Source organism: Burkholderia sp. ABCPW 14 (assembly GCF_001523835.1).
Lineage (GTDB): Bacteria > Pseudomonadota > Gammaproteobacteria > Burkholderiales > Burkholderiaceae > Burkholderia > Burkholderia mayonis.
The window spans coordinates 205,700-227,953 of the sequence record NZ_LOVS01000006.1 but is presented as its reverse complement, the minus strand read 5'-3'; the positions used below and the strand labels follow the sequence as shown (position 1 = coordinate 227,953).

The 22,254-nt window shown below is 66.2% G+C and carries 17 protein-coding genes; 6 read left to right on the top strand and 11 right to left on the bottom strand.

The genetic code is table 11. The features are described from left to right. Positions 1–338: 338 nt before the first annotated feature. The 5 genes from WS62_RS01680 to WS62_RS38975 all read right to left on the bottom strand — a co-directional run bounded on the left by WS62_RS01680 (position 339) and on the right by WS62_RS38975 (position 8,673). Positions 339–2,708, bottom strand: coding sequence for a GNVR domain-containing protein (locus WS62_RS01680; RefSeq protein WP_066566877.1), 2,370 nt, complete (start codon positions 2,706–2,708; stop codon positions 339–341). A 121-nt stretch (positions 2,709–2,829) separates the two neighbouring features. Then, entirely contained in the window at positions 2,830–4,158 is a 1,329-nt protein-coding gene (locus tag WS62_RS01675) for a cellulase family glycosylhydrolase (RefSeq protein WP_066566985.1), read from the bottom strand. A gap of 31 nt (positions 4,159–4,189) precedes the next feature. Next, complete coding sequence (locus tag WS62_RS01670; RefSeq protein ID WP_066566869.1) at positions 4,190–5,533, bottom strand: O-antigen ligase family protein; 1,344 nt, start codon at positions 5,531–5,533, stop codon at positions 4,190–4,192. 636 nt (positions 5,534–6,169) lie between these two features. Beyond that, a complete protein-coding gene (locus WS62_RS01665) occupies positions 6,170–7,453 on the bottom strand; it encodes a methyltransferase family protein (protein ID WP_066566860.1) in 1,284 nt (427 codons plus the stop codon). Between the two features lie 89 nt (positions 7,454–7,542). After that, the gene (locus WS62_RS38975; RefSeq protein ID WP_066566857.1) at positions 7,543–8,673 is read right to left on the bottom strand and encodes a collagen-like triple helix repeat-containing protein; all 1,131 of its coding nucleotides are present in this window, start codon (positions 8,671–8,673) and stop codon (positions 7,543–7,545) included. Between WS62_RS38975 and WS62_RS38970 the strand changes: the two genes are divergently transcribed. Next, positions 8,633–9,550, top strand: a complete 918-nt coding sequence (locus tag WS62_RS38970) for a hypothetical protein (protein WP_442855052.1) — start codon at positions 8,633–8,635, stop codon at positions 9,548–9,550. The two genes, WS62_RS38975 and WS62_RS38970, sit on opposite strands and share 41 nt — an antisense overlap. Before the next feature lie 631 nt (positions 9,551–10,181). Here the strand turns inward: WS62_RS38970 and WS62_RS01655 are convergent. Next, positions 10,182–12,113 carry a S53 family peptidase gene (locus tag WS62_RS01655; protein ID WP_066566856.1) on the bottom strand — a complete coding sequence of 644 codons (1,932 nt, stop codon included), beginning with the start codon at positions 12,111–12,113 and terminating at the stop codon, positions 10,182–10,184. Between WS62_RS01655 and WS62_RS37210 the strand changes: the two genes are divergently transcribed. Further along, positions 12,096–12,323 carry a hypothetical protein gene (locus WS62_RS37210; RefSeq protein ID WP_197422741.1) on the top strand — a complete coding sequence of 76 codons (228 nt, stop codon included), beginning with the start codon at positions 12,096–12,098 and terminating at the stop codon, positions 12,321–12,323. The two genes, WS62_RS01655 and WS62_RS37210, sit on opposite strands and share 18 nt — an antisense overlap. Positions 12,324–13,107: 784 nt before the next feature. Here the strand turns inward: WS62_RS37210 and WS62_RS01650 are convergent. Continuing rightward, the gene (locus tag WS62_RS01650) at positions 13,108–13,557 is read right to left on the bottom strand and encodes a zinc-finger-containing protein (protein ID WP_066566855.1); all 450 of its coding nucleotides are present in this window, start codon (positions 13,555–13,557) and stop codon (positions 13,108–13,110) included. Between the two features lie 157 nt (positions 13,558–13,714). Next, entirely contained in the window at positions 13,715–15,178 is a 1,464-nt protein-coding gene (locus tag WS62_RS01645) for a sensor domain-containing diguanylate cyclase (RefSeq protein ID WP_066566982.1), read from the bottom strand. A 429-nt stretch (positions 15,179–15,607) separates the two neighbouring features. Between WS62_RS01645 and WS62_RS35790 the strand changes: the two genes are divergently transcribed. Beyond that, complete coding sequence (locus WS62_RS35790) at positions 15,608–15,841, top strand: hypothetical protein (protein WP_066566853.1); 234 nt, start codon at positions 15,608–15,610, stop codon at positions 15,839–15,841. A gap of 120 nt (positions 15,842–15,961) precedes the next feature. Here WS62_RS35790 and WS62_RS01635 read toward each other — a convergent pair whose 3' ends face one another. Next, positions 15,962–16,768 carry an alpha/beta fold hydrolase gene (locus tag WS62_RS01635; RefSeq protein WP_226383340.1) on the bottom strand — a complete coding sequence of 269 codons (807 nt, stop codon included), beginning with the start codon at positions 16,766–16,768 and terminating at the stop codon, positions 15,962–15,964. On the opposite strand from WS62_RS01635, the gene WS62_RS38965 reads away from it, so the two are divergent. Then, positions 16,694–16,957 carry a hypothetical protein gene (locus tag WS62_RS38965; protein WP_442855051.1) on the top strand — a complete coding sequence of 88 codons (264 nt, stop codon included), beginning with the start codon at positions 16,694–16,696 and terminating at the stop codon, positions 16,955–16,957. The two genes, WS62_RS01635 and WS62_RS38965, sit on opposite strands and share 75 nt — an antisense overlap. Here WS62_RS38965 and WS62_RS01630 read toward each other — a convergent pair. Continuing rightward, positions 16,942–18,537, bottom strand: a complete 1,596-nt coding sequence (locus WS62_RS01630; protein WP_066566851.1) for a flavin-containing monooxygenase — start codon at positions 18,535–18,537, stop codon at positions 16,942–16,944. The genes WS62_RS38965 and WS62_RS01630 overlap by 16 nt on opposite strands. After that, positions 18,534–19,442 carry an SDR family NAD(P)-dependent oxidoreductase gene (locus WS62_RS01625; RefSeq protein WP_066566840.1) on the bottom strand — a complete coding sequence of 303 codons (909 nt, stop codon included), beginning with the start codon at positions 19,440–19,442 and terminating at the stop codon, positions 18,534–18,536. The genes WS62_RS01630 and WS62_RS01625 overlap by 4 nt, the downstream gene beginning before the upstream one ends. 106 nt (positions 19,443–19,548) lie before the next feature. Between WS62_RS01625 and WS62_RS01620 the strand changes: the two genes are divergently transcribed. Beyond that, entirely contained in the window at positions 19,549–20,202 is a 654-nt protein-coding gene (locus WS62_RS01620) for a TetR/AcrR family transcriptional regulator (protein WP_066566837.1), read from the top strand. 764 nt (positions 20,203–20,966) lie between these two features. Beyond that, complete coding sequence (locus tag WS62_RS01615) at positions 20,967–22,241, top strand: NupC/NupG family nucleoside CNT transporter (RefSeq protein WP_066566829.1); 1,275 nt, start codon at positions 20,967–20,969, stop codon at positions 22,239–22,241. Positions 22,242–22,254 lie beyond the last annotated feature (13 nt).

Sequence of the window (22,254 nt, the reverse complement as noted above, 5' to 3'; positions counted from 1 at the left end):
GGCGGAGGGTTCGGCGTATGTTCGAAACGCGGATCGATATGGCGGGCGCCATTGCTCGCGCAAGCGATGAGAACCTTATGCGACGGGCTTTTGCCGCCGTCGTGCGTGACCGTGGTTCGTGTTGGGGGCGTGCCGGTGAGAGCGCGCGACGCGCGTTTTATCTATTGGGATTCTTATTCGACTCGCGATCTATTCACGAAACGATCATCGTCGTTGTAGCAAAGATGTGAACGCTCGAGCCAATAAAAAACCGGGGGTATGGAAACCCCCGGTTTTTCCTGCGATTGCTTCTTCATATCGCATTGATTCGGAATCCGACGAGATCGGACTCACTGCCGTCAGTTTCGGGAGGTTTTCGCGACGGCTCCTTTTGCCAGCCGGAACGTCTGCTTTGCTCGTGCCGGCCGGGCAGTGCGCTGCGGCTTCGCCCAGCGCTTGGCGACTTGGCGCCACCCGTCTCGCAGTGACGTCCACGTCCGCAGGTGATTGGGCGGCGCGACGTACGCGTTGAAGATGTGCCCGGCGACTTTCGCGTCGACGCTGTCGAGGCGCTGCAGCGCCGTTTCGAGCTCCGCGGCGCGCGTTGTCCTGCCGCGCGAGACGAGCAGCACCGCATCGCAGTCCTGTGCGGCGATCGACAGCGTGTCGCTGTACGGCAGCACGGGCGGCGCGTCGACGATCACGAAGTCATAGCGCGTGCGCAGCGTCGCGAGCAACTGCGAGAATTCGGCGCGTTCGAGCAGCTCGCCCGGATTCGATCCCGTGAGCGTGCCGGGCGTCATCACGGATAGCTTGCTCTTGCCGATCTTGATGATCGCCTTGTCGAGCGATTGCCCGCCTTCGAGCACGTTCGCGAGACCGATGCCGCCGCCGTTGCGGCCGACGCCGAGCGGATTGTGCGATCCGCCGCGCATGTCCGCGTCGACGAACAGCGCCGATGCATTCGCGTCGGCGAACAGATACGCGAGATTCGACGCGACGAAGCTGCTGCCGACGCCTGCGGTCGGACCCGCGAACACCAGCACCTTGCCGCGGCTGCGGCCGTCGTGCGCGAACGCCGCGCGCAGGCTCGTGCGCAGCGCACGCAGCGCTTCGATGCCCGGATCGTTCGGATGTCGCGCGGCAAGCGGTTTCACCGTCGCACGCGCGGCGCCGGTTCTGTCGTCGTCGAGCGCGAGCGCCGATGCCGAAGGTGCGACGACGGCGACGCAAGGAACGTCCGACACGTCTGCGATCGATTGCGGAACGCTCAGCTCGTTGCGATAGCGCGCAAGCAGATATGCGGCGGCGAGGCCCGCGAACAGCCCGCCCAGCAGCGCGCCGAGCACCACGATGCCGCGTTGCGGCCACGCTTTCTTGTACGGCTTGTTCGCCCAATCGACGACACTCACGCCCGGCGTCGTGCTCGCGACGGCGATCTCGAGCTGCTGGGCATTGGTCAGCACGCTCGTATAGAGCTGCGTCGCGACCGACACCTGCCGCGACAGCCGGACGAATTCGCGCTGGGCGGTCGGCAGCTTGTTGGCCGCCGCCGTCGTCTGCTGAATCTCCTTCTTCACTTGATCGAGCTGGGTCTGCACGGTCTGATAGGTCGTGCTGCCCGGCAGGAAGCGCGCCTTCACGTTGTCGAGCGCGAGCTGCAGCACGGTCTGATGCTCGGACAACGAGTTCAGCCGGTTGATGAGCGCGATGCCTTGCTGGTCGACATCGATCGTGCCCGTCGTCGTGCGGTAGCGGTTGAGCGCATCTTCGGCTTTCTCTAGATCCTTCTTGAGACCGGGCAGGCGCGCGTGCAGCGAGTCGAGATTGCGCTGCGCTTTCTCCGCGCGATATGCGATGTCCCGCTGCAGATAGACGCGCACGATCGCGTTGACCATCTCCTGCACGCGCTGCGGCGTGTCGGCCTGGTAGACGAGCTTCATCATCGATGGCTCTTCGAGCGTCGAATCGCGATTCGCCACGACGGTCTTCATCTTCTTCATCACATCGTCGTAGACGAGCTGCGTCGGTTCCTTGAGGATCGAGAACGCAATGCCGGAACGCGCGCGCAGCGTGTCGACGCGGATCCGGCCCGCTTGCGCCGGTTCGCCATCCACGGCGACGCTGAACGGCACGGTCTGGCCGACCGCGCCGTGCGCGAGCAGGCGGTCTTTCTTGTCGTAGAGCGTCCATTGGCCGTTTTCGCCCGCGATGAGCCGGAACTTGTCGCCGAGCGCGGCATCGGGCAACGAGAATTCGCCGAGCTTCAGCTTTTCGCCGCCCCACGCGAAGCCGGACATGCCGAGGAACGGCGACGCGAGCTTGTCGTCGTTCGCATGGCCTGACGCGAGCAGGCGGCCGACGAGCGGGAAATAGTCGAGCGTGCGGATGTCGAGGTTCGCGCCGATCTGTTCGATCGCAGTGCCGACGATCGCGCGCGACGTCAGCACTTCGCTCTCGTCGTTCGCGGACGGGCCGTTCGAGATCGTGCCTGACACGTCCGACAGCGCGCTGATCGACGATCCGGGCTTCGTCTGGATCCGCAGCAGCGCTTCGGCGCGATATTGCGGCGTTGCGAAGAGCGCATACAGAGCGCCCAGCGCGAAGAACACGACGACGATCGTCGCAAAGAGGCGCCGGTGCCGAACGACGCTCCACCACAGGCTCGCGAGCCCGTCGTTTCTCTTTGCGTGCAGTGCCGCCGAAATGGGTTGTGCTTTCAGATCCATCGTTGTTTCCCGTGATATGCGACGACGGCCGCGATGCCGGCCGCCGCAATCCTCTCAGTCAATTCTCTTCATCGAGCGATCGAGCCCGGTTCCGCGCGAGGGCGGGTGCCGGGCGCGACGCTCATGCCCCGATCGTGATGAATATCGGCCCTTGTGCCTCCGAAACGTCGAGTCGCCTGCGGCTGCCGACATCGAGCTCGGCGCCGTACATGTCGGTCACGACCGCGCCGGTCGGCAGCCGCGACAGGTCGACGCCGATCGCGTTGCCGTCGCCGTAGCACCAGACCACGTACTTCGTCGCGCGCGCGGCGGTCAGCTTCAGCACCACGTAGCGCGCGTCCGAACCCAGAAAATACTGGGCGCGTTCGGCGTCCCCGGTGAACGAGAATAACTGGCGAACCGCGATGTATGCCGGCAGCTTCCCGTTGTCAGTGTCGAGGAGTCCAAAGTTGTGCTCCATGTTCTTGCGATCGCGGCCATCGTCGCGAATGTCGTAGTACGACGTGAGCCCGATCTGCGAGATCCAGTTCGCTAGCAGCAGCCGTACTGCGTATCTCGCCTGGCGCTCGCGTGCGACGCTCGAGTGGCCGTCTCGGATGTCGGCGACGTAGTTGTAGCCGTAGCTCGGATACGCCCATTCGGTCGCCCAGATCTGCGGCAGCGTGCGATACGCCGACAGGTCGCGCCGCAGCGCCGCGTAGTCGGCAAACACCGTTTCCGGCTCGGTTTGCCGGTATGGGTGCACGCTGATCGCGTCGGGCGCCGGTTGCGCGCGGCTGGCGATATCGCCGACCGCACGAATGAACGTGCGGTTGACTTGCTGCACGCCGCCCGTCGCGACGATCGCATCGGGATTCGCGGCCTTCACCGCTTGCACTGCCCGCTTCAGTACGTTCCGGTACGCGGCGGGAGACGGCTCGCCGAGCCAGTAGGTCTTGTGGTCCTGCTCGTTCCACACTTCGAAGCGCACCGGCTTGCCCTTGAAGCGCTGCGCGGCCTTGAAGACATACTGGCGGAACGCGGCAAGCTGGGCGGGTGTCGTCGGCGGCTGGTTCGGGCTGTGCAGACGATGCATGCCGCCGAGAATGAACAACGCACCGAGCCCGCGTGCGGACAGATTGGCGACGAGCGCGTCGTACTTCGAGAAATCCCAGCCGTGCGGCGTGTCCACTGCTTCCCAGAACAGGTCCGCGCGGACGAACGAGAAACCGGCGTCTTTCACTGCATCGAGCAGCTTCGTATCGCCGATGTCGTGCACGGCGATGCCGGTGTTGTCGCGCGACGCGGCGAAGCCCGGCAGATCGACGTATGCGCGTTTCGCGACGATGTTCGTGGTCGGTGCATCGAGTACGACGGTAGTCGCGGCTCCAGCGAAGCCGGGTGCGGCGAGCACCGCGCTCGCAAGCGCGGCAAGCAGTCGGCGGCGCTGGTTGGACGTGCGGTTCGTCATATCGTCGTTTCCTTCTTGGCGCATCGCGGCTTCAGCGCGCGATCGGCGCGCTCACGCCCGCACCGTATCGCAACCGGTCGAACGCAATTCGCGCACTCGCGATGCGCGCGCGCTGCGGCGCACGCAGACTGATCGAGCGAAGCGTCACGCCGAGGAACAGCAGGCAGCCGATCGTCTCGCAGATGTCCGTCGTCACGCCGCTCACGAGCAGGAAGCAGAGCATCAGCCAGACGGGCCGGTCATTCGCCGGCTGCGAGAGGATGAAGCGCACGAGAGCCGCGACGATCAGCACGGCGCCGATCATGCCGAAGTTCGCGACCGTGTAGAGCGCCATGTTGTCCGCGTAACCGACGTTGAAGCCGAAGTCGGCCGTGTAATAGCCGACCGCAGAGCCGAATCCGCCCGGCCCGATGCCGAACCAGATCAGCTGCTCGCGCAGCAGCCCTTCGATCAGCAGCGGCCACGTATTGATGAAGCGGTCCTGCATCGACGACAGCGAGTCCGAGCTGCCGACGTCCTGCGTGCTCGCGAGCGTGACGACCCAGCCGGCGATCGGCAGTGCGATCGTGAGCACGGTCGCCCAGATGCATACCGTTCGCAGCGAGCGCGTGCGCAGCATGAAATGCAACGCGACGACGAACGCGAGCGCGACGAGCGTCGTCTTGTTTGTCGTCGCCCAGATGCCGAGCGCCGCGAACGCCAGCAGCGCGGAGCGCGCGAGCCGCGAGCGCAGGCGCGGAAAGATCCAGGTCGTCAGCAGTCCGATCATCAGCCCGGTCGTTGCGCTGCTGCGGCCGAAGCCGGGCAGCCGCGACGAGGTGCCGACGTACGACGATTTCGCAAGCTGCACGCTGACGCCGCCGATGTCGACGCTGCCGCCGACCCACGGCAGCCTGACGAAATAATTGAGCAGCACGCCGCCGATGCACAGCAGCGCGAGTGCGACGAATGCGCCGAGCATCCGGCGCGATTCGAGTTCGTCGAGTGCCTGCTGCGGCATGACGATCGCGAACAGCATCGGTGCGATCGTCCAGATCCAGAAGCCGACCGCGCTCAGGCTGACGCCGTTCGCGAGCGATACGCACGTCTGCGCGGCGAGGTACGCGGCGATGAGCACGTGGCTCGCTTTCGGCCGCTGGACGATCGCGAGCCCGAGGCACGCGACCATCAGCGCCTTCGGCAGGTAGCCGAGCGCCGCGACGCCAGCGAGCGACGTGTAGTAGCGGATCGCGCCGGACAACACGTCGTTCGCAACTGCGATGACGAACGTCGCCGCCCAGAGTCTGTGTATCTTCGAGATACCTTGCATCGGTGCGTAATAGTCGGATGGCGAGTCGAACTGCGGGTCGAACCGCTGGATCTTTCGGGCCGGCATCGTCGGGTTTCGAACGGTTGCGCGTGCCGCCTTCAATCAGCGAGCGATGCCGCAAAACCGCGGTCTCGGCTCAATTCGTCTGACTCACTCGGGCCGCGCGCCCGTGGACGCGTTCGCGCGGCCGGCCGTCGCTCCGACGGCTGGGTTGGCGAGAGGAGCCGCCGCCCGTGGGCGGCGGCGTCGGACATGGATCGACGCGCGAACCATGCATCTGCGTCGAAGGATAGCGTCGCCGTCCGGCGGGGAAAGTACGACAGCCCACACTACGCAGATGGGGCGCAAGGCGGGGAAACGGCGTTGACTGCGGCAAAAATAGGGGAAGACGGTGGGCGGCGGCGCGCACTTGGCGGAAGGCCGCGCGCGACGATGCGAGTGGTGCGGACCGCGGCCGGAGGTTGTTCGCGGGCGGGGAGGCACGCGAATGATGCCGGGGATGCGCCGGCGCGATCATGCGCGGCAGTACCGATTTTGGGCGCGGACGATGCGTGAATGTAGGGAACTGCTCGTGCGCTTGTTCTTATTTGGATAGGCAATCTCGCAATGCCCGTGTTTCGGATGCCCAATCAGCAAAGCGGTTGCTGGAGCAGCATCCGCCTGTCGCGCGATGGACGCGGACGCGGCCATCGCGCATTCCCATCACGCACGCCGCTCCCGCCCGGCCAGCCTCGCGAGCTTCGCGAACAACCCGTGCCGGTCGATCCATTCGGCGTACGCACGATATTCGGGATCGCGCATCAGATGCCGCTCCTCGGTCTTCGCGCGCAGCCAGTACAGCAGATTCACCGTGACGAGCGCCGTCGAATGCATGATCGCGAGGCGCCAGCCGAGCGGCTCGACGAACGGCACCGAGATCATCCAGTACGACAGGTTCTTCGCGAGATAGGCCGGATGTTTCGTGAACCGGTACGGGCCCGACGTGATGATGCCGCGATTCGTCAGGTTCGAGAAACGCAGTCCGAACGAAATCGTCGACAACGCATAGCAGAGCAGGAGCGCGACGATGACGCCGCCCCACACGAAGCGGACGATGGGCACGGACAGCAGCCAGTTGTCCCAGAACATCGAGCCTTCGTAGTGGATGTAGTTGTTTGCGATCAGCGACCAGAACGGCTGATAGCAGATCAGCGCGGCGAGCCAGCCGAGCGTCGTCGGCTCGACGCTGCGCACGTGGCTGTCGAGAAGGCGAAACGTGCACAGATAGCCGACTGCGCCGAACATCAGATCCATCGTGTACGACAGGTCGTACATGAAACGGAACGTCGCGAGCGAGAACGGCGCGCTTGCCGCGCTCGCGAACGACGCGCCGATGCGGTCCGCATCGGTCGATAGATAGACGACCATCAGCGGCAGGAAGAACGCCTTCACGGCCCAGCCGGCAAGCATCTGGCGGATCGGCCGCCAATCGGCCGGGCGCTGTCCGCGGAACAGCCAGCGGCCCCACCCTAGATACGCGTCGTCGACATCGCGCTGGCGCCGGTCCATCCAGCCGAAATAGATCGGCGCGGCGAGCGCGATGGACGGCGCGAGCATGCCGACGAGCGACCAAAACGGCTGGTAGAACGCGCCGTGGTATTCGGGCAGCAGCCAGTAGACGAGCGCGATGCCCGCATAGACCGACGCGAGCGCGGCGAGCCGCAGCGACACGCGCGCGACGCTGAGCGGGCGCAGTGCGCGGTTCGCGAGGCCGGCGCTCGGACGCAGATGGGCGCGCGCGACGAACAGCTCGTACGCGCCGATCGTCGCGATGATCGCGGCGCAGGCGAGCAGGCTGCGTTCCGTGCCGGTCAGCGCGGCCGAACCGCGCGACGCCCACAACGTGAAGAGCCCCGCCGCGATGCCGGCGAGGCCGATCGAAAATGGCGTCGCCGAACGCGGTGGCCGTTCTTGGGCGTTCGCGACGCTGTCGAGAGTGGATTGCATGTCATCCCCCGTGTCATGACATGGACGGCGGGCGGCCGGGCGTTTGGAGTGGTTGGGCCGGGCCGCCGCGCCGTTGCGCTTGCCTGCGCTTACTTTCCGGTGACGCCGCCGAGCAGTCCGCCGATCAGGTTGGTCACGGGCGCGAGCAGGTTCGTCGTCGCCGAGCCGCTCGCGGTCGTGCTGCCGGTCAGGCTGCCGGCGACGCCGGTGACGGGCGAGGTCGTCGTCGAACCGGTGCTCGTCGTGGGCGACGTCGTCGCGACGGCGCCGTTCGCGCTGGTGGCGAGCGAGCCGACGAGGTTCGTGACGGGCGCCAGCACGAGGTTGAGGCCGGAGGTCGCGTTGCCGCCCGTCGAGCCCGACAGGCCGCCGAGCAGGCCGGTGACGGGCGCAAGCGGATTCGACGTCGTGCCGGGCTGCGTCGCGCCTGCCGCGCCGGTCAGCGAGCCCGCGATGCTCGTGATCGGCGCGAGCGGGTTGGACGTACCGCCCGACAGGACGCCGGTGATCGGTGCAAGCGGGTTGGTCGTGCCGCCGGACAGGACGCCGGTGATCGGCGCAAGCGGGTTGGTCGTGCCGCCGGACAGGACGCCGGTGATCGGTGCAAGCGGATTGGTCGTGCCGCCGGTCAGCAGGCCGCCGACGCTCGTGACCGTGTTGCCAAGCTGGCTGACGACGCCGCCGACTGCCTGGACCACCTGGTTGTTGGTCGAGCCCGACACCTTCGCGCCGGCCGCGTTCAGCCCGCTGCCGACGGTGGTCAGCAGATTGTTGACGGGTGCGCCGAGTCCGGTGACGGCGCCGACCGTTTGCGTCGTGCCGGAGACGGCGTTCGTGATCGGGTTGATGATCGAGCTCACGCCGGTTTCGAGCTGCTGGACGGGCGCGCTGGTGAGCACGTTGTTCAGGCTGGAGCCGACTTGGGTGACGGTGCTGCCGAGCGTGCCGACCGCGCCGCCGAGCGGCGACGTGACGGGCGCGAGCGGCGCCAGGGGGCCGGTGCCGATGCTCGTCACGACGCCGCCGAGCGACGAAACCGCGTTGCCGACATTCGAGACGACGCCGGACGTCGACGTGAGCGTCGGGCCGAGCGGGTTCGGCGACGTGCCGAGCGTGCCGAGGCCGGCGGCGGTGCCGTTGCCGAGCGTCTGGACGCCGTTGCCGAGCGAACTGACTGCGTTGCCGAGATCCGTGGTCGTCGCGCTGTTGACGCCAGGCACCGACGTGCCGGAGATCTGGTTGCCGGTGGCGGAGACGACCGTCCCCGTCGCGGTGATCAGATTGCCGGTTTGCGCGAGGATGTTGCCAAGCGGGGAGGAGGCGGTGCCCGAGGTGCCAGACGTGCCGGAAGTACCCGAGGTACCGGAAGTGCCGGAGGTGCCGGAAGTACCGGAAGTACCGGAAGTACCGGAAGTACCGGAAGTACCGGAAGTACCGGAAGTACCGGAAGTACCGGAAGTACCGGAAGTACCGGAAGTACCGGAAGTACCGGAAGTACCGGAAGTACCGGAAGTACCGGAAGTACCGGAAGTACCGGAAGTACCGGAAGTACCGGAAGTACCGGAAGTACCGGAAGTACCGGAAGTACCGGAAGTACCGGAAGTGCCGGAAGTGCCGGAAGTGCCGGAAGTGCCGGAAGTACCGGAAGTACCGGAAGTGCCGGAAGTGCCGGAAGTGCCGGAAGTGCCGGAAGTGCCGGAAGTGCCGGAAGTGCCGGAAGTACCGGAAGTGCCGGAAGTACCGGAAGTACCGGAAGTACCGGAAGTACCGGAAGTACCGGAAGTACCGGAAGTGCCGGAAGTGCCGGAAGTACCGGAAGTCCCCGAGGTGCCGGAAGTCCCCGACGTACCGGACCCACCTGAACCCGACGAACCGGAGGTGCCGCCCGAACCCGAGGTGCCGGACGTGCCCGACGACCCCGATGTACCCGACGTTCCGGTATTGCCGATGGTGGTCGGCTTCACGCCGCCGGAAGGCAAGGACGGACCGTCGACCGATCCGCAGCCGGAAAGGGTGAGCAGCGCGGAAACGCCGATTGCGACGGCCGATTTATTGAACAGTTTTTGCATGACAGGCTCCCAGATAATCTCACTGTGACAGCCATCGATGCAATTTTCGTACCATTGAGTAATGGGTAGAGTTTCCCGTCGTTAATGTATAAAAAATATCAAATCATCGATTAATCGTTCGAAAGTGACGAAGAAATTTGGATTTTCTGCGAGGCCGTGGCGGCGCTGTTCCCGTCGTGCTACGTGACGTTCCGGGCGGCGTAACGGACGACGCTGGGAACACGGAACACGGAACATCGGACACGACGGTGGTGGCCTCGCGCCGTCATTGCTCGATTCGCGCGACGTTTGGCGTACGGCTCAGGTTCGAAAGCGTGAGGCGTGCTGCGATATCGATCGAGGCGGCCCGATTCGAGAAGAGGATGGTGGCTAGCGGGCGGCGCTCACCGACCGATCGGCATCGATTTGCTCGCCGCCGGCATGGTTGAGCTACCTGTGCGGCAAATCAACTGCGATGCGCCCGAGCGCACAACGAATCCGACGGCAAGCCGCAAATTGCGACAAAGAGAGCTCGGCAGGAATCCGTCTCTTCAGCACAGGTGACAGTCGCATCGAAAGCCACGCAGACGCCGGCCTACGATGCCGACATACGACATACGCGTTCCAGCATGAAACTCGCCGCGCGTTCCAAGCTGGCCGCGCGCGGCGATCCCCGCTCGTTACTTGACCGAACTCGCGCTCACCTTGGCGAAATCGAGACTGCCGAAGCCGGTGTCATCGTCCCACCCGGAGTTCGCGCCATAGCCGTAACCGTTATAGCCGTTGTTGCCCGACGTCACGTCGTGCACGAGCGACGTATTGCCCGGCAGGCCCTGGTAGAAGTTCGATGTCGGCAGACCGAGGCTGTTGTTGTTCGCCGATTCGACGCGCGCCCAGCCGCCGACGAAAATCGGCGACGCGAGGCTCGTGCCGCCGATCAACTGATTCGGCTGACCGTTGACGACGATGTACGCGCCCGTCGATTGCGCGGCGTCGAACGCGACGTCCGGCACGACGCGCTTCGTCACCGAGCTGCCGAGCGCGGCCGTCTGCCAGCTCGGCGCCGCCTCGTAGCCGCTGACGCCGCCGCCCGTCGCCCAGATCCGAACCGCGTTGTCGAGCGGCTGGCCGTTGCTGCCGATGTCCGCGTACGCAAGACCTTCGTTCCAGACGGTCTCGCCCGCCCAGGTCGTCGTTCCGCTCGTCGACAGCGTCGTGCCGCCGACCGCGACGACGTACGGCGAGCTCGCCGGCGACGATACGCTGTACTTCGCCAGATTGATCTTCGTCGTGACCTTGCCGCCGCTGTACGTGCCGATGTAGCCCGGCGCGCCGTACGGCGACGTCGACCATTGGTAGACGCCCGCGTCGCCGGACGACACTGAGAAGATCTGGCCTTGCGCGACCGCCTGCTTGAAGACCGCGTCGGTCGCGGCGAGCGTGCCGTCCGAGTTCGCGGCCGCTTCGTCCTCGCCGAGCGATACGTTGATGACCTTCGCGACGTTGTCGGTGACGGCCTTGTTGTACGCGGCCGTCAGCGTCGCGTTCGTGAGCCCGCTGTCGTTGCTGTCGCCGTTGACGGCCGCATAGAAGATCAACTGCTTGACGCCGCCGGATGTGCCGATGATCGTCTGGCTGTCGAGATCCCATTCGCCCGGATCGCCGTCGTTGGCGAGCGTGCCCGAGCTGCCCGCGACGACCGCCGTGTTGACGGTCGGCAGGCCCGCGTTCTGCGTGAACGTGTTCAGGTCGGCGATCGTCTGCGTCATGTCGCCCCACGTGATGATCCCGACTGTCGTATTGGTCGCGGCCGGCAGGCCGCTCGCGTCGTAGATCTGCGCGAAGTCGGTTGTCTGGTGGCCGACCTGCGAGCCGCTCGTCGCGTTCTTCGTGATCGTGTCGGGCTGGATGCGCGCGGCCGTCGGCGTGGCGCGATGGAGCAGCCGATGCGGAACGGCTGCATTCTGCAGCCCGAGCACCGAATCGACGAACGGGCTCATCGACGCAGGAATCAGCGCCGCCGCGTCGTTCGCGTAGACGGCCTTGCCAAGGTAGTTGAAGCGCTTGAGCGTCGTATGGAAGCCGCGCTCCGCATTCGATGCGTTGCCTTCCGCGAAGATCAGCTTGTTGTTCGCCGACACCGTGACATTGCTGAAGCCGTTCGCCTTCAGGTGCGCGACGACGGCCTGCACCTGGCCGTCGGTCGGCGCGAAGCGCGCCTTGAATTGCTCGGGCGTCAGGTACTTGTGATAGTTCGCGCTGCCGGGCTGGTTCACTTCATGAAGGAACGCGTCGAGCTGCGCTTCGTTGCGGCTCTTCAGGACGACGGTCACGCGCAGCGGCTGGCTCAGCTCGAGCGGCGTGACGGTCGTGTCGGCGAGCTCGGGTGCGCCGATCGTATTGAGCGCGTAGCTCGGCGCCGTCTTGGCCAGCGTCTGCGATGCGGCGGCGGCTGGCGCGCGCGTGAGCAGGAAGGCATCGGTGCGGGTCGGCGCCCAATCGGATGCGGCTTGCGCGGAAAGCGGGGACAACGTGGCGGCGATCGCTAGCGGTAGCAGCGACAGCGCGAAACGTTTCGAGAATAGCCGGTTGACATGCTGAGTTCTCTGCATTTTGGGAGTCCCAAGAAAATGATGAAGAACGGATGCGCAGCCTTGGTCCGGCGGGTAGGGACGCGCGGCGCGCAGCCGATGCACGGCGATGCGGCGAAGCTGCGATTCATGGCGACATGGCTTTCTCCCTTCGACGGATTGCGCGGCGGAACGGCGCCGTTTGGTTCGGCGTTCGTGTCGGCGCGCGGTCGGTCTCGCGTGCCGACATGAACGTGCGCCCGACTCGGCGGCGGCTCGCTCAATGCTTAGGAATCCAATTGTTATGGCGCGCGAAAGAACCGCTTCCGCCGCACCGCCATCCATTCCGCGATCCGCACGGTGGCGCGGCGGGCCAGCGTGGCCTGTCGCGCGGCCGCTGCGCCGCGTCTTCCTGCGATTTCAGGCAACACGATCCCGTCGCGCAGCCGCGGCGAAGCGGCGCGCGAGACGGAACGCGCACTCAATAGACCGGCCGGAACCGGGTGAGCTGGTCGGGCCGTGAAGCAAGCCGTGCTGCCGGGGCGTCGGCGGCGCGCGCATCGTTCGTCGTATGCCGCCTTCGTCGGCCGCGCCGGGCGGACGCGCGACATCCGACATTCCGGCATCCGCGCTGCACCGCACTGAAATCCGATCTCGAAAATCCGAGGTTAATCGATTGATTTTCGATATTTCTGATTCGCGATGAATGAAGTTGGATTGCCGGTTAATCAGGAATTAATCGATGGTCCGGAAACGTGCTGCGGTTTCTTCGTGGATTGAAAGCCGCCCCTCGAAAATAACGTAATTGATTTGGAAGAATTCAGTCGGGCTAATGTTTGGGTAATGCTTGTGCCGTGTGCCAGTAGCGGCATTTGTCTGCGAAAAGATAGCAAGGAAAAAATCGAGGCGTCAAACTTTTTTTGATTCGATCTAAAAAATTTAGAAGCGTAATTCGTTTGGATCGAAATCGATAAAAGCTGCTTGTAAGTTTGTCGATGGAAAGCGTTTGATACGCCGCGGAGGCGGTGAATCCGTATTACGAATTCGCGGGCGGCGATTTGCGGGACAGGAATTGCTCGACGAGCAGCCGCGCGTTCCGGCATGCGTCGAGATCGAACGTGTGGAGCGTGCTCGACGTGGCGTCGAGCCCCAACTGCGCCGCGAGCCAGCGTATGCCCTTCGCGCGCGCTTCGAACGCGTTGCAGCCGTCGCGCCGCATCTTCGCGGCGACGAGCGGTTCGAGCGCCGCATGCAGCTCGGATTTCGCATGCCTGAGCTCGGCGTTCGCGAGCCGGCCGAGCGGCACGTGGCGCCGGCTGCGCGGAAAGACGCCGATCCATGCGTCGCACGGCGGGCAGATCCACAGTTCGCCGTGATCTTCACGGTACGGATACGCTTCGTCGCCGAAACGCGCGAGCGTCGCTTTCGCGCCGCAGTAGTCGCAGACGGGTTGAGGGAGGGCGGGAACGGGGCGGCCGACGCGCATGATTCAGGGCAGGTTCGAGCGTGGATAAAGCGATAGCGTATACGAATGACCGGGCCGCGCGGTCTGGGTTCCTTCCGCGCGCGTTCGCGCGCAGGAAAGCGGCGCGGCGGCGCGCGTGCGCCGGGGCTGCGCCGGCGGACCGAAGCGCGGGCGCTCGCTACGCGTGCTGCGCGTCGCAAACGCGGTTGCGGCCCGTCGACTTCGCCTGGTACAGCGCGGCGTCGGCCATCTTGACGAGCGCCGTGTCGGAATGCGCGGCGTTCGCGTGCGATGTCACGAGTCCGATGCTGACGGTCACGCGCCGGTACGGGCTCGTTTCGTGCTCGATATCGAGATCGTAGACGGCGCGGCGGAGGTGTTCGGCGATCGCGGATGCGCTCTTCGCATCGGTGTCCGGCAGTGTGATCACGAACTCCTCGCCGCCGTAGCGCGAAACGTCGTCGGCCGCGCGGCGCACGTTCAGCGCGAGGCAGAGGGCGACTTCGCGCAGCACTTCGTCGCCCGCCTGATGGCCGTAGCAGTCGTTGTAATTCTTGAACTGATCGATGTCGACGAACAGCAGCGACAGCGGCCGGCTGGAGCGCAGCGCGCGCGCCCATTCGCGGCGCAGGTTCTCGTCGAACGCGCGGCGGTTGCCGAGACCCGTCAGCGCGTCGGTGCGCGCGAGGCGCTGCAGGCGCAGTTCAGCGTGCCGCCGCCAGCGCAGCTCGCGCGACAGCAGCGCGGTACCGGTGACGATCACGACGCCGAACACGAGCATCAGCATGCCGAGCCGCCGCGCGCGGATGTGCCATTGGGCGAACACGTGACGCTCGGCGGGCGACACGTCGACCACGATCGGCAGACCGGGCAGCCGCTTGTACACGTAGAGGCGGCGCACGCCGTCGATCGACGCGACGCCGGTGAACGCGCCTTCGTCGTGCGCCGTCGCGTTCGCGTAGAGCTCCGAATTGGCGATGCTGCGCCCGACCATGTTCGTGTCGAACGGCAGCCGCGAGATCATCAGCCCGTTGGTCTCGAAGATTGCTGCGGTGCCGTCGGGGCCGACCGACAGGCCGTCGAGCAGCGCACGAAAGTAGTCGATGCTGAGCGTGCCGGCGACGATGCCGCCGAACGAACCGTCGGGCCGTGTGATGCGCCGGCTCAACGCGATCGTCAGCGCGCCGTGCCGCAAGCGCGCCGCGTACGGCTCGCTGATGTAGAGGCCGCCCGCCGGGTGGTCGCGCTGATAGACGAAGTAGTCGCGATACGCGAAGTTCGCGACGGGCGGCGGCTTCGGGAAATGCGAATCGAGCACGATGTCGCCGCGCGCGTTCATCACGTAGATCGTGCCGAGATACTTGCCGGTCGCCGCGCGGTCGAACAGCACCTTGCTGCGAATCGCGGGGTCGAGGGCCATGATGCGCGGATCGTTGACGCCGTCGACGACGGCCTGAAGCGACAGGTCGTAGAGCTCGATGTTGCGCGCGATGTCGCGTTCGAGCAGCAGCACGAGGTTGTTCGCGTTTTCGGTCGCACGCTGGTAGGCGTCCTTGCGCGACTCGTACAGCACGCGTGCGCAAAACAGCCAGATCAGCGTGAGCAGCAGCGCGCCGCAAACGATTACGCCCGTCGGCGACATCAGACCCTGCATCCAGGGCTGCAGGTAACGAATCGTGAAGGAGGTCGAGCGCTTGCGCATGGCGTCGGGGGCTGTCGGGCGGTGGATCGGCGGCGTCCCGCTTCCGGGCGCTGTCCGATCGAACCGCCGTTTCGTTCGTCGCGTTGCGCGGGTTGCCGGCTCACGCGGGTGCGACGGTTATGCGGGTTATCGTGCAAGGCGGCATTTTCTTGAGCATTCGGGCGTCGCACAAGGGCATTCCCGAGGTCATTCCCGAGGTCGATCCGGCGACGGCCGGCGATTCGGCCGTCGCACGCCGGCCCGTCATGAACGGCGCGCCGCGCACATTTTGCGTCGGTTGATTCGATCGGAGATTTTTACTTCGGAATATCGCGACCGTCGAGCACGGATTCGCGCCCCGATCTTTCAACGTCATTGCAGTGCCGGTCGATGACCGATGCGCTGACCGCGCATGGCCGCATGCTTGCGATGCGATGCGATGGCGTCGCGGGCGCGAGCGCGCGACAGGGCCGGTCAGTCGGGACGCAGCGCGCGGCAAGCCGGCGCGGATCTATGGATCTCGATCCGGAGGGCCGTCGATGTCGCGAAGCGCGAGCTTACGGCGGCGTGACCGATTCGTTGCGTATGCAACGAATCGCGAGTGTGTTCGTTCAGCAGGCGTGAATAATGGTGCGCACAATAAAAAAACGCGCCGCACGAAAGGCGGCGCGCATCGCGCAAATCGGACGGCTTCGCGGCGCAATCGCACGCCGCTAGCGATGCCGTCCGTCGCAAGCCGTCGGCTCAGCTTTCCGCGCTTTCCGTCACGCGCTTGGGCTCGGCGGACACCGGGGTCCCGGCGACTTCGAGCAGCCAGTCGGTCGTTTGCGCGGGCTGCGTGACGGGCAGCATGTGCCCGCCGTCGACGACCTTCAGGTTGACCGCGTCGAGCCGCTTCTTCAGCGCCTCGCCGTGACGCTGCCAGTTGAGGATCTGGTCGCCGCGGCCGTACAGCATGTCGACGGGCACGGTAAGCGACGCGTAGCGGCTTTCCATGTCGGGCAGGTCCTCCGGCGCCGCGACGAGGTCCGACGACGCCGAATAGAACGCGTGCGGCCGCAGCCCCATCAGGCCGCCGCCCTTCACGCCGAAGTCGTGCGGCACCGTTTCCGGCGCGAAGATCAGTTCGATCGCCTTGCGGCTTTGCAGTATCGAAACCGGAATGCCAAGCGTGAACGATGCGAAGCGGCGCATGAGCGACGAGCGCAGCGCGAGGCCGCGGAACGGGCCGGGCGGCTCGGTTTCGGTGTGCGTGAGCGGGGCGATCAGCGCGATGCGGCTCACGCTCTGCGGATGGTTGAGCCCGAGCGCGAGCGAGATCGCGCCGCCGAGCGAGTGGCCGACGACGACCGGCTTGTCGAGGCCGAGCGTCGCGATGAACATCGCGATCGTGCGTGCCTGCGCATAGACGTTCGCGGTCGAGCGCGGGCCACGCGTCGAGCGGCCGGAACCGGGGCGATCGACGAGGATCACGCGATGCGACTTCGCGAGCCGCTGCAGGTCCAGGTACGCGAAATTGCGCAACTGGCCGCAGAGGCCATGCACGAACACGATCGGCGGACCTTCGCCGTATTCGACGTAGTGCAGGCGGTCCGCGCCGACGTCGACGAACTTGCCTTCGGGCGGGAACATCTTCTTGATGCGGTGCGACGTGAACAGCGTGAATGCAACGAGCGCGAGGGTCGCGTAAACGAGAAAGTGGAACAGCTTGATTATCATTGGGATCACCTTCCTTCGTAGGCGGGCTGACGGGTGTCGTCACGTTCGGCGAGCGCCGGGCGGCGGCGTTCGAACTGCATCGCGCCGTCGGCAAGCGTGCCGAACCTGAATGTGGCGAAATCGCGCGCGTAGTTCTGGTAGGACTTCCACGGCTTTTTCGTGCCCTGCTTCGGCAGCACGCCGGCGGCGCGCTGGATATAGCCCGACGTCAGGTCGACGGCGGGTTCGAGCTCCATGCTGTCGGGTGCGAGCCTCGGCACGCAGACGTCGTAGCCGTGCGTGCGCATGTGGTCGAGCAGGCGACACGCGTATTGCGCGATCAGCTCGGCCTTCAGCGTCCACGACGCGTTCGTGTAGCCGAACGACGACGCGAGGTTCGGCACGCCGCTATACATCATTCCCTTGTACGACACGGTCTGCGACAGATCGACGGGGCGTCCGTCGACCGTCACGGCCGCGCCGCCCAGCATCTTCAGCTTGAGGCCCGTCGCGGTGACGATCACGTCCGCGTCGAGGCGCTGGCCGCTCTTCAGGCGCAGGCCGGTCGGCGTGAAGCGCTCGATCTCGTCGGTGACGATCGACGCGCTGCCCGAGCGGATCGCCTTGAAGAGATCGCCGTTCGGCACGAGGCAGACGCGCTGGTCCCACGGCTTGTAGCGCGGCGTCAGATGCTTGTTGACGTCGAACTGCGGGCCGAGCTGCTTGCCCGCCGCGCGGATGATGAACTTCTTCGTCGCATCCGGTCGGCGGCGCGCGAGGTTGTAGAAGTACATCGTCAGCAGTACGTTCTTCAGTCGCACGAGCCGGTGCGCGAGCCCCGACGGCAGCCATCGGCGCAGCGCGTTCGCGATCGCGTCGCGCGCGGGCAGCGACACGATGTAGGTCGGCGAGCGCTGCAGCATCGTCACGTGGCGCGCGTCGCCCGCCATCGACGGCACGAGCGTCACCGCGGTCGCGCCGCTGCCGATCACGACGACGCGCTTGTCCTTGTAGTCGAGATCGCCCGGCCAGCGCTGCGGATGGACGACGCGGCCCTGGTACGCATCCATGTCGGGCCATTTGGGCGCGTGGCCTTCGTCATAGTCGTAGTAGCCGCTGCACATGTAGAGGAAGCGGCACGTGTAGACGGCTTCTTCGTGATGCGTGTCGCTCGTGCGCTGCACGCGTACGGTCCAGCGCGCGCTCGTCGAATCCCAGCTCGCGGCCGTCACCTTGTGGTTGAAGCGGATCGTCTTGTCGATGCCGAACGCGCGCGCGGTGTCCTGGATGTAGCCGAGGATCGTCTGCCCGTCCGAGATCGCCTTGTCGCTGTGCCACGGCCGAAAGCTGAAGCCGAGCGTGAACATGTCGGAATCCGAACGGACGCCGGGGTAGCGGAACAGGTCCCACGTGCCGCCCATCGTCGCGCGGCTTTCGAGGATCGCGAACTTCGCGTCCGGACAGCGCTCGCGCAGGTAGTACGCGGCGCCGACGCCGGATAGCCCGGCGCCGACGATCAGCACGTCGAAGTCGGTCGCGGCGCGGGCGTCGCCGCCCGTCGCCGCATGCGGCGCGCGATCGTTCAGCGAGCGGGCGGCGTTCCAGTCTGTCGTCGAGCTCATGCGGGGTCCTTGCTGATGGAGGAAGAGGGGGCAGGCTGCGCCGCGCCGCGCTGGCGCGCGAGGTTGCGTTCGCGCGACTTGCGAACGAAGCGCAGCACGAAGACCTGGTATGCGGAGCCGAACAGGCGCGCGAGCTTGTCGACGCGGCGCGCGTCGGCGCCGACGAGCACGCGCCGCGCATTGCGCTCGACGCCCGCGATGATCTGGCGCGCGGCCGATTCGGGCGTCGTCACGTTGATGAGCCGGTTCGCTGCGCGGCGATGCGTTTCGATGTCCTGACCGGTCAGCGTCGCGATGCTCGAATCGATCCGCGACGCGGTCGCGATGTTGGTCGCGACGCCGCCCGGATGCACGCAGGTCACGCCGACGGGCGCGCCTTCGAGCTCGAGCTCCATCCTGAGCGCTTCGGTGAAGCCGCGCACCGCGAACTTCGTCGCGTTGTACGCGCTTTGCGTCGGCATCGCGACGAGGCCGAACAGGCTCGACGTGTTGATCACGTGGCCGTCGCCCGATTCGCGCAGATACGGCAGGAACGCCTGGGTGCCGTGTACGACGCCCCAGAAGTTGATCCCCATGATCCATTCGAAATCTTCGATCCGCGCCGTCTCGGCGGGCGCCGCGAGCGACACGCCCGCGTTGTTGAAGACCAGGTTGACCTTGCCGTGCGCTTCGCGCGTCGCGCGCGCCCAGTCGAACACCGCATTGCGCGACGACACGTCGAGCCGCTGCGACGTGATCTTCACGCCATGCGCCGCGCAGAACGCGGCGGTCTGCGCGAGGCTGCTTTCGTTGACGTCGCTGAGCGCGAGATGGCAGCCGCGCCGCGCCAGCTCGACGGCCAGGCTGCGTCCCATGCCGGAACCCGCGCCGGTGATTGCCGCCACCTTGCCGGAAAAATGCCTCATCGGACGGCCCTCCCTATGGGTGTCTCCATTTGACTTGTGTCAGCTTTTAATGTGGTGTTGGTCGTCACCACTTTAATTTTGACATTGTCTGATGTCAAATAGCGAAATGGAGAACATACTCGAACTCGACAAGAAGGGCCGTCCCTACGGCGGGGTGTCGCCCGAGGCGCGGGCGGCGGAGCGGCGCGACGCGCTGATCCGCGCGGGCACGCGCATCTTCGGGACGGCCGGCTTTCGCAAGGCGACCGTGCGCGCGATCTGCCAGGAGGCGAAGCTCAACGACCGCTACTTCTATGCGGCGTTCGACAGTGCCGACGAATTGCTGCGCTGCACCTACCAGCATCATGCGGAGCAGTTGCGCGCGTCGGTGAAGCAGGCGATCGACGCACTCGACGACGCGCACGAAGGGCTCGAAGCGCGGATCGACGCGGGGCTCGCCGCATTCTTCGCATTCCTGCGCGACACCTGCGCGGCGCGCGTGCTGCTGCTCGAAGTGATGGGCGTGAGTGCCGAGACCGATGCGACCTATCAGCGCAATCTGCTCGAGTTCGGCAAGATGATCGTTGCGCTCGTCGGGCCGGTGAGCGAGGACGCCGTCGAGCGCGCGGACCAGCGGATCATCGGGCTCGCGCTCGTCGGCGCGATGACGAACGTCGGCGCGGCGTGGCTGCTGACCGGCTATCGCGATCCCGAGGAGAAGATGGTGCGCAATTGCCGGCAGGTGCTGCTCGGCACGTTGCCGTTTCTCGCGAAGCGGTGAGCGGGGCGCGGTGAGCACGCCGGACGAAGCGCGTCGCGCGAGCGTCGCAAGAACGTCGGGACGGCGCATTGCCGAGGCGCATGTGCGGCGTTTGCTTGCTTCGATGCGCGTTCGCGATTGACCGGCTTCGACCATCGATTGCAGGCGGGCGCGCCGACGCCGTCGCGGCAGCGGATGCCGCGACGGCACGGGCGAACGGGCGAACGGGCGAACGGGCGAACGAGCGAACGAGCGAACGGGCGAACGGGCGAACGGGCGAACGAGCGAACGAGCGAACGAGCGAACGAGCGAACGAGCGAACGGGCGAACGGGCGAACGGGCGAACGGGCGAACGGGCGAACGGGCGAACGAGCGAACGGGCGAACGGGCGAACGGGCGAACGAGCGAACGGGCGAACGGGCGAACGGGCGAACCGACAAACAGGCGACTTCGCGGCGCTCCGCCCGTCGCCGCATGCGCGGCGTCGCGGCGCGCTCGAACGCTTCACGCCTTTCCTCGCGCCGGCGGGCCAGCGCCGTCGCTCCGGCGCCGCTGAGCGCTTACCTCGCCAAAATCCCGCTGACAACTCAAACCACGCACGGCGCTTGCGTCCGTACCTCTTTCGTTCCCCGATCGATCCGACCACTGGCGTTCGCGGTCCGCGCACGTTATGTTCTCGTCCGACGAATGGACGGACTCGTCCGTCCGGTCGAGCCGGCCGGCGAGTCGGTCCGGCCGCGCCGGCAACGGCGGCGGCTTTTCATCCCATCACCCGAGGTACGTTCGTGGACATCTTGCGCAGCTTGTGTGGCATCGTGGTATTGCTCGGCGTCGGTTATGCACTGTCGATCAACAGGCGGGCGATCAGCACCCGCACCGTCGTCACGGCGCTCGCGACGCAGCTCGTGATCGGCGCGCTCGTGCTGTTCGTGCCGATCGGCCGCAACGCGCTCGCGGCGACCGCGCACGCCGTCAACAGCGTGCTCGAGATGGGCCAGCACGGCGTCGCGTTCCTGTTCGCCGGCCTCGTGGGCGACAAGATGTTCGCGCTCTTCGGCGACAGCGGATTCGCGTTCGCGCTGCGCGTGCTGCCGATGATCGTGTTCGTCACGTCGCTGATCGCGGTGCTGTACTACATCGGCGTGATGAAGTGGCTGATCGCGATCGTCGGCACCGCGATGGCGAAGCTGCTCGGCGTGAGCCGCATCGAAGCGTGCTCGGCCGTCGCGACGATCTTCCTCGGCCAGAGCGAGATGCCCGCGTTCGTGAAGCCGTTCATCCGGCGGATGAACGGAACCGAAGTGTTCGCGGTGATGTCGAGCGGCATGGCGTCGGTCGCGGGCTCGGTGCTCGCCGGCTATGCGGGGCTCGGCGTGAAGATGGAGTACCTGCTCGCCGCGTCGTTCATGGCGATCCCGGGCGGCCTTTTGTTCGGCAAGATGCTGTGCCCGACGACGGAGCCTTCCCGCGTCGTCGTCGAATCGCTCGAGTTCGACGAGAAGCGCGCGGCGAATGTGATCGAGGCGGCGGCGTCCGGCGCGGGCGTCGGGATGCGGATCGCCGTGAACGTCGGTACGATGCTGATCGCGTTCATCGGGCTGATTGCGCTCCTGAACGCGATGGTCGGCCTTGTCGCCGGCTGGCTCGGCTTTGCCGGCGTCACGCTGCAATCGCTGCTCGGCGCGCTGTTCTCGCCGCTCGCGTGGCTGATCGGCGTGCCGTGGCAGGATGCGTCGGTGGCCGGCAGCTTCATCGGCCAGAAGCTGATCCTGAACGAGTTCGTCGCGTACGGCGCGCTGTCGCCTTATCTGAAGGACGCGGCGCAGGTTGCCGCAGCCGGGCTGCCCGTGCTCGCGCCGAAGACGATCGCGATCGTGTCGTTCGCGCTGTGCGGCTTCGCGAACTTCTCGTCGATCGCGATCCTGACGGGGGGCTTCACCGCGGTCGAGCCGGACCTGCGTTCCGATGTCGCGCGCTACGGAATGCGCGCGCTCGCGGCCGCGACGCTATCGAACCTGATGAGCGCGACGATCGCCGGCCTGTTCCTGTCCCTTTCCTGAACGAGGTGCTCGC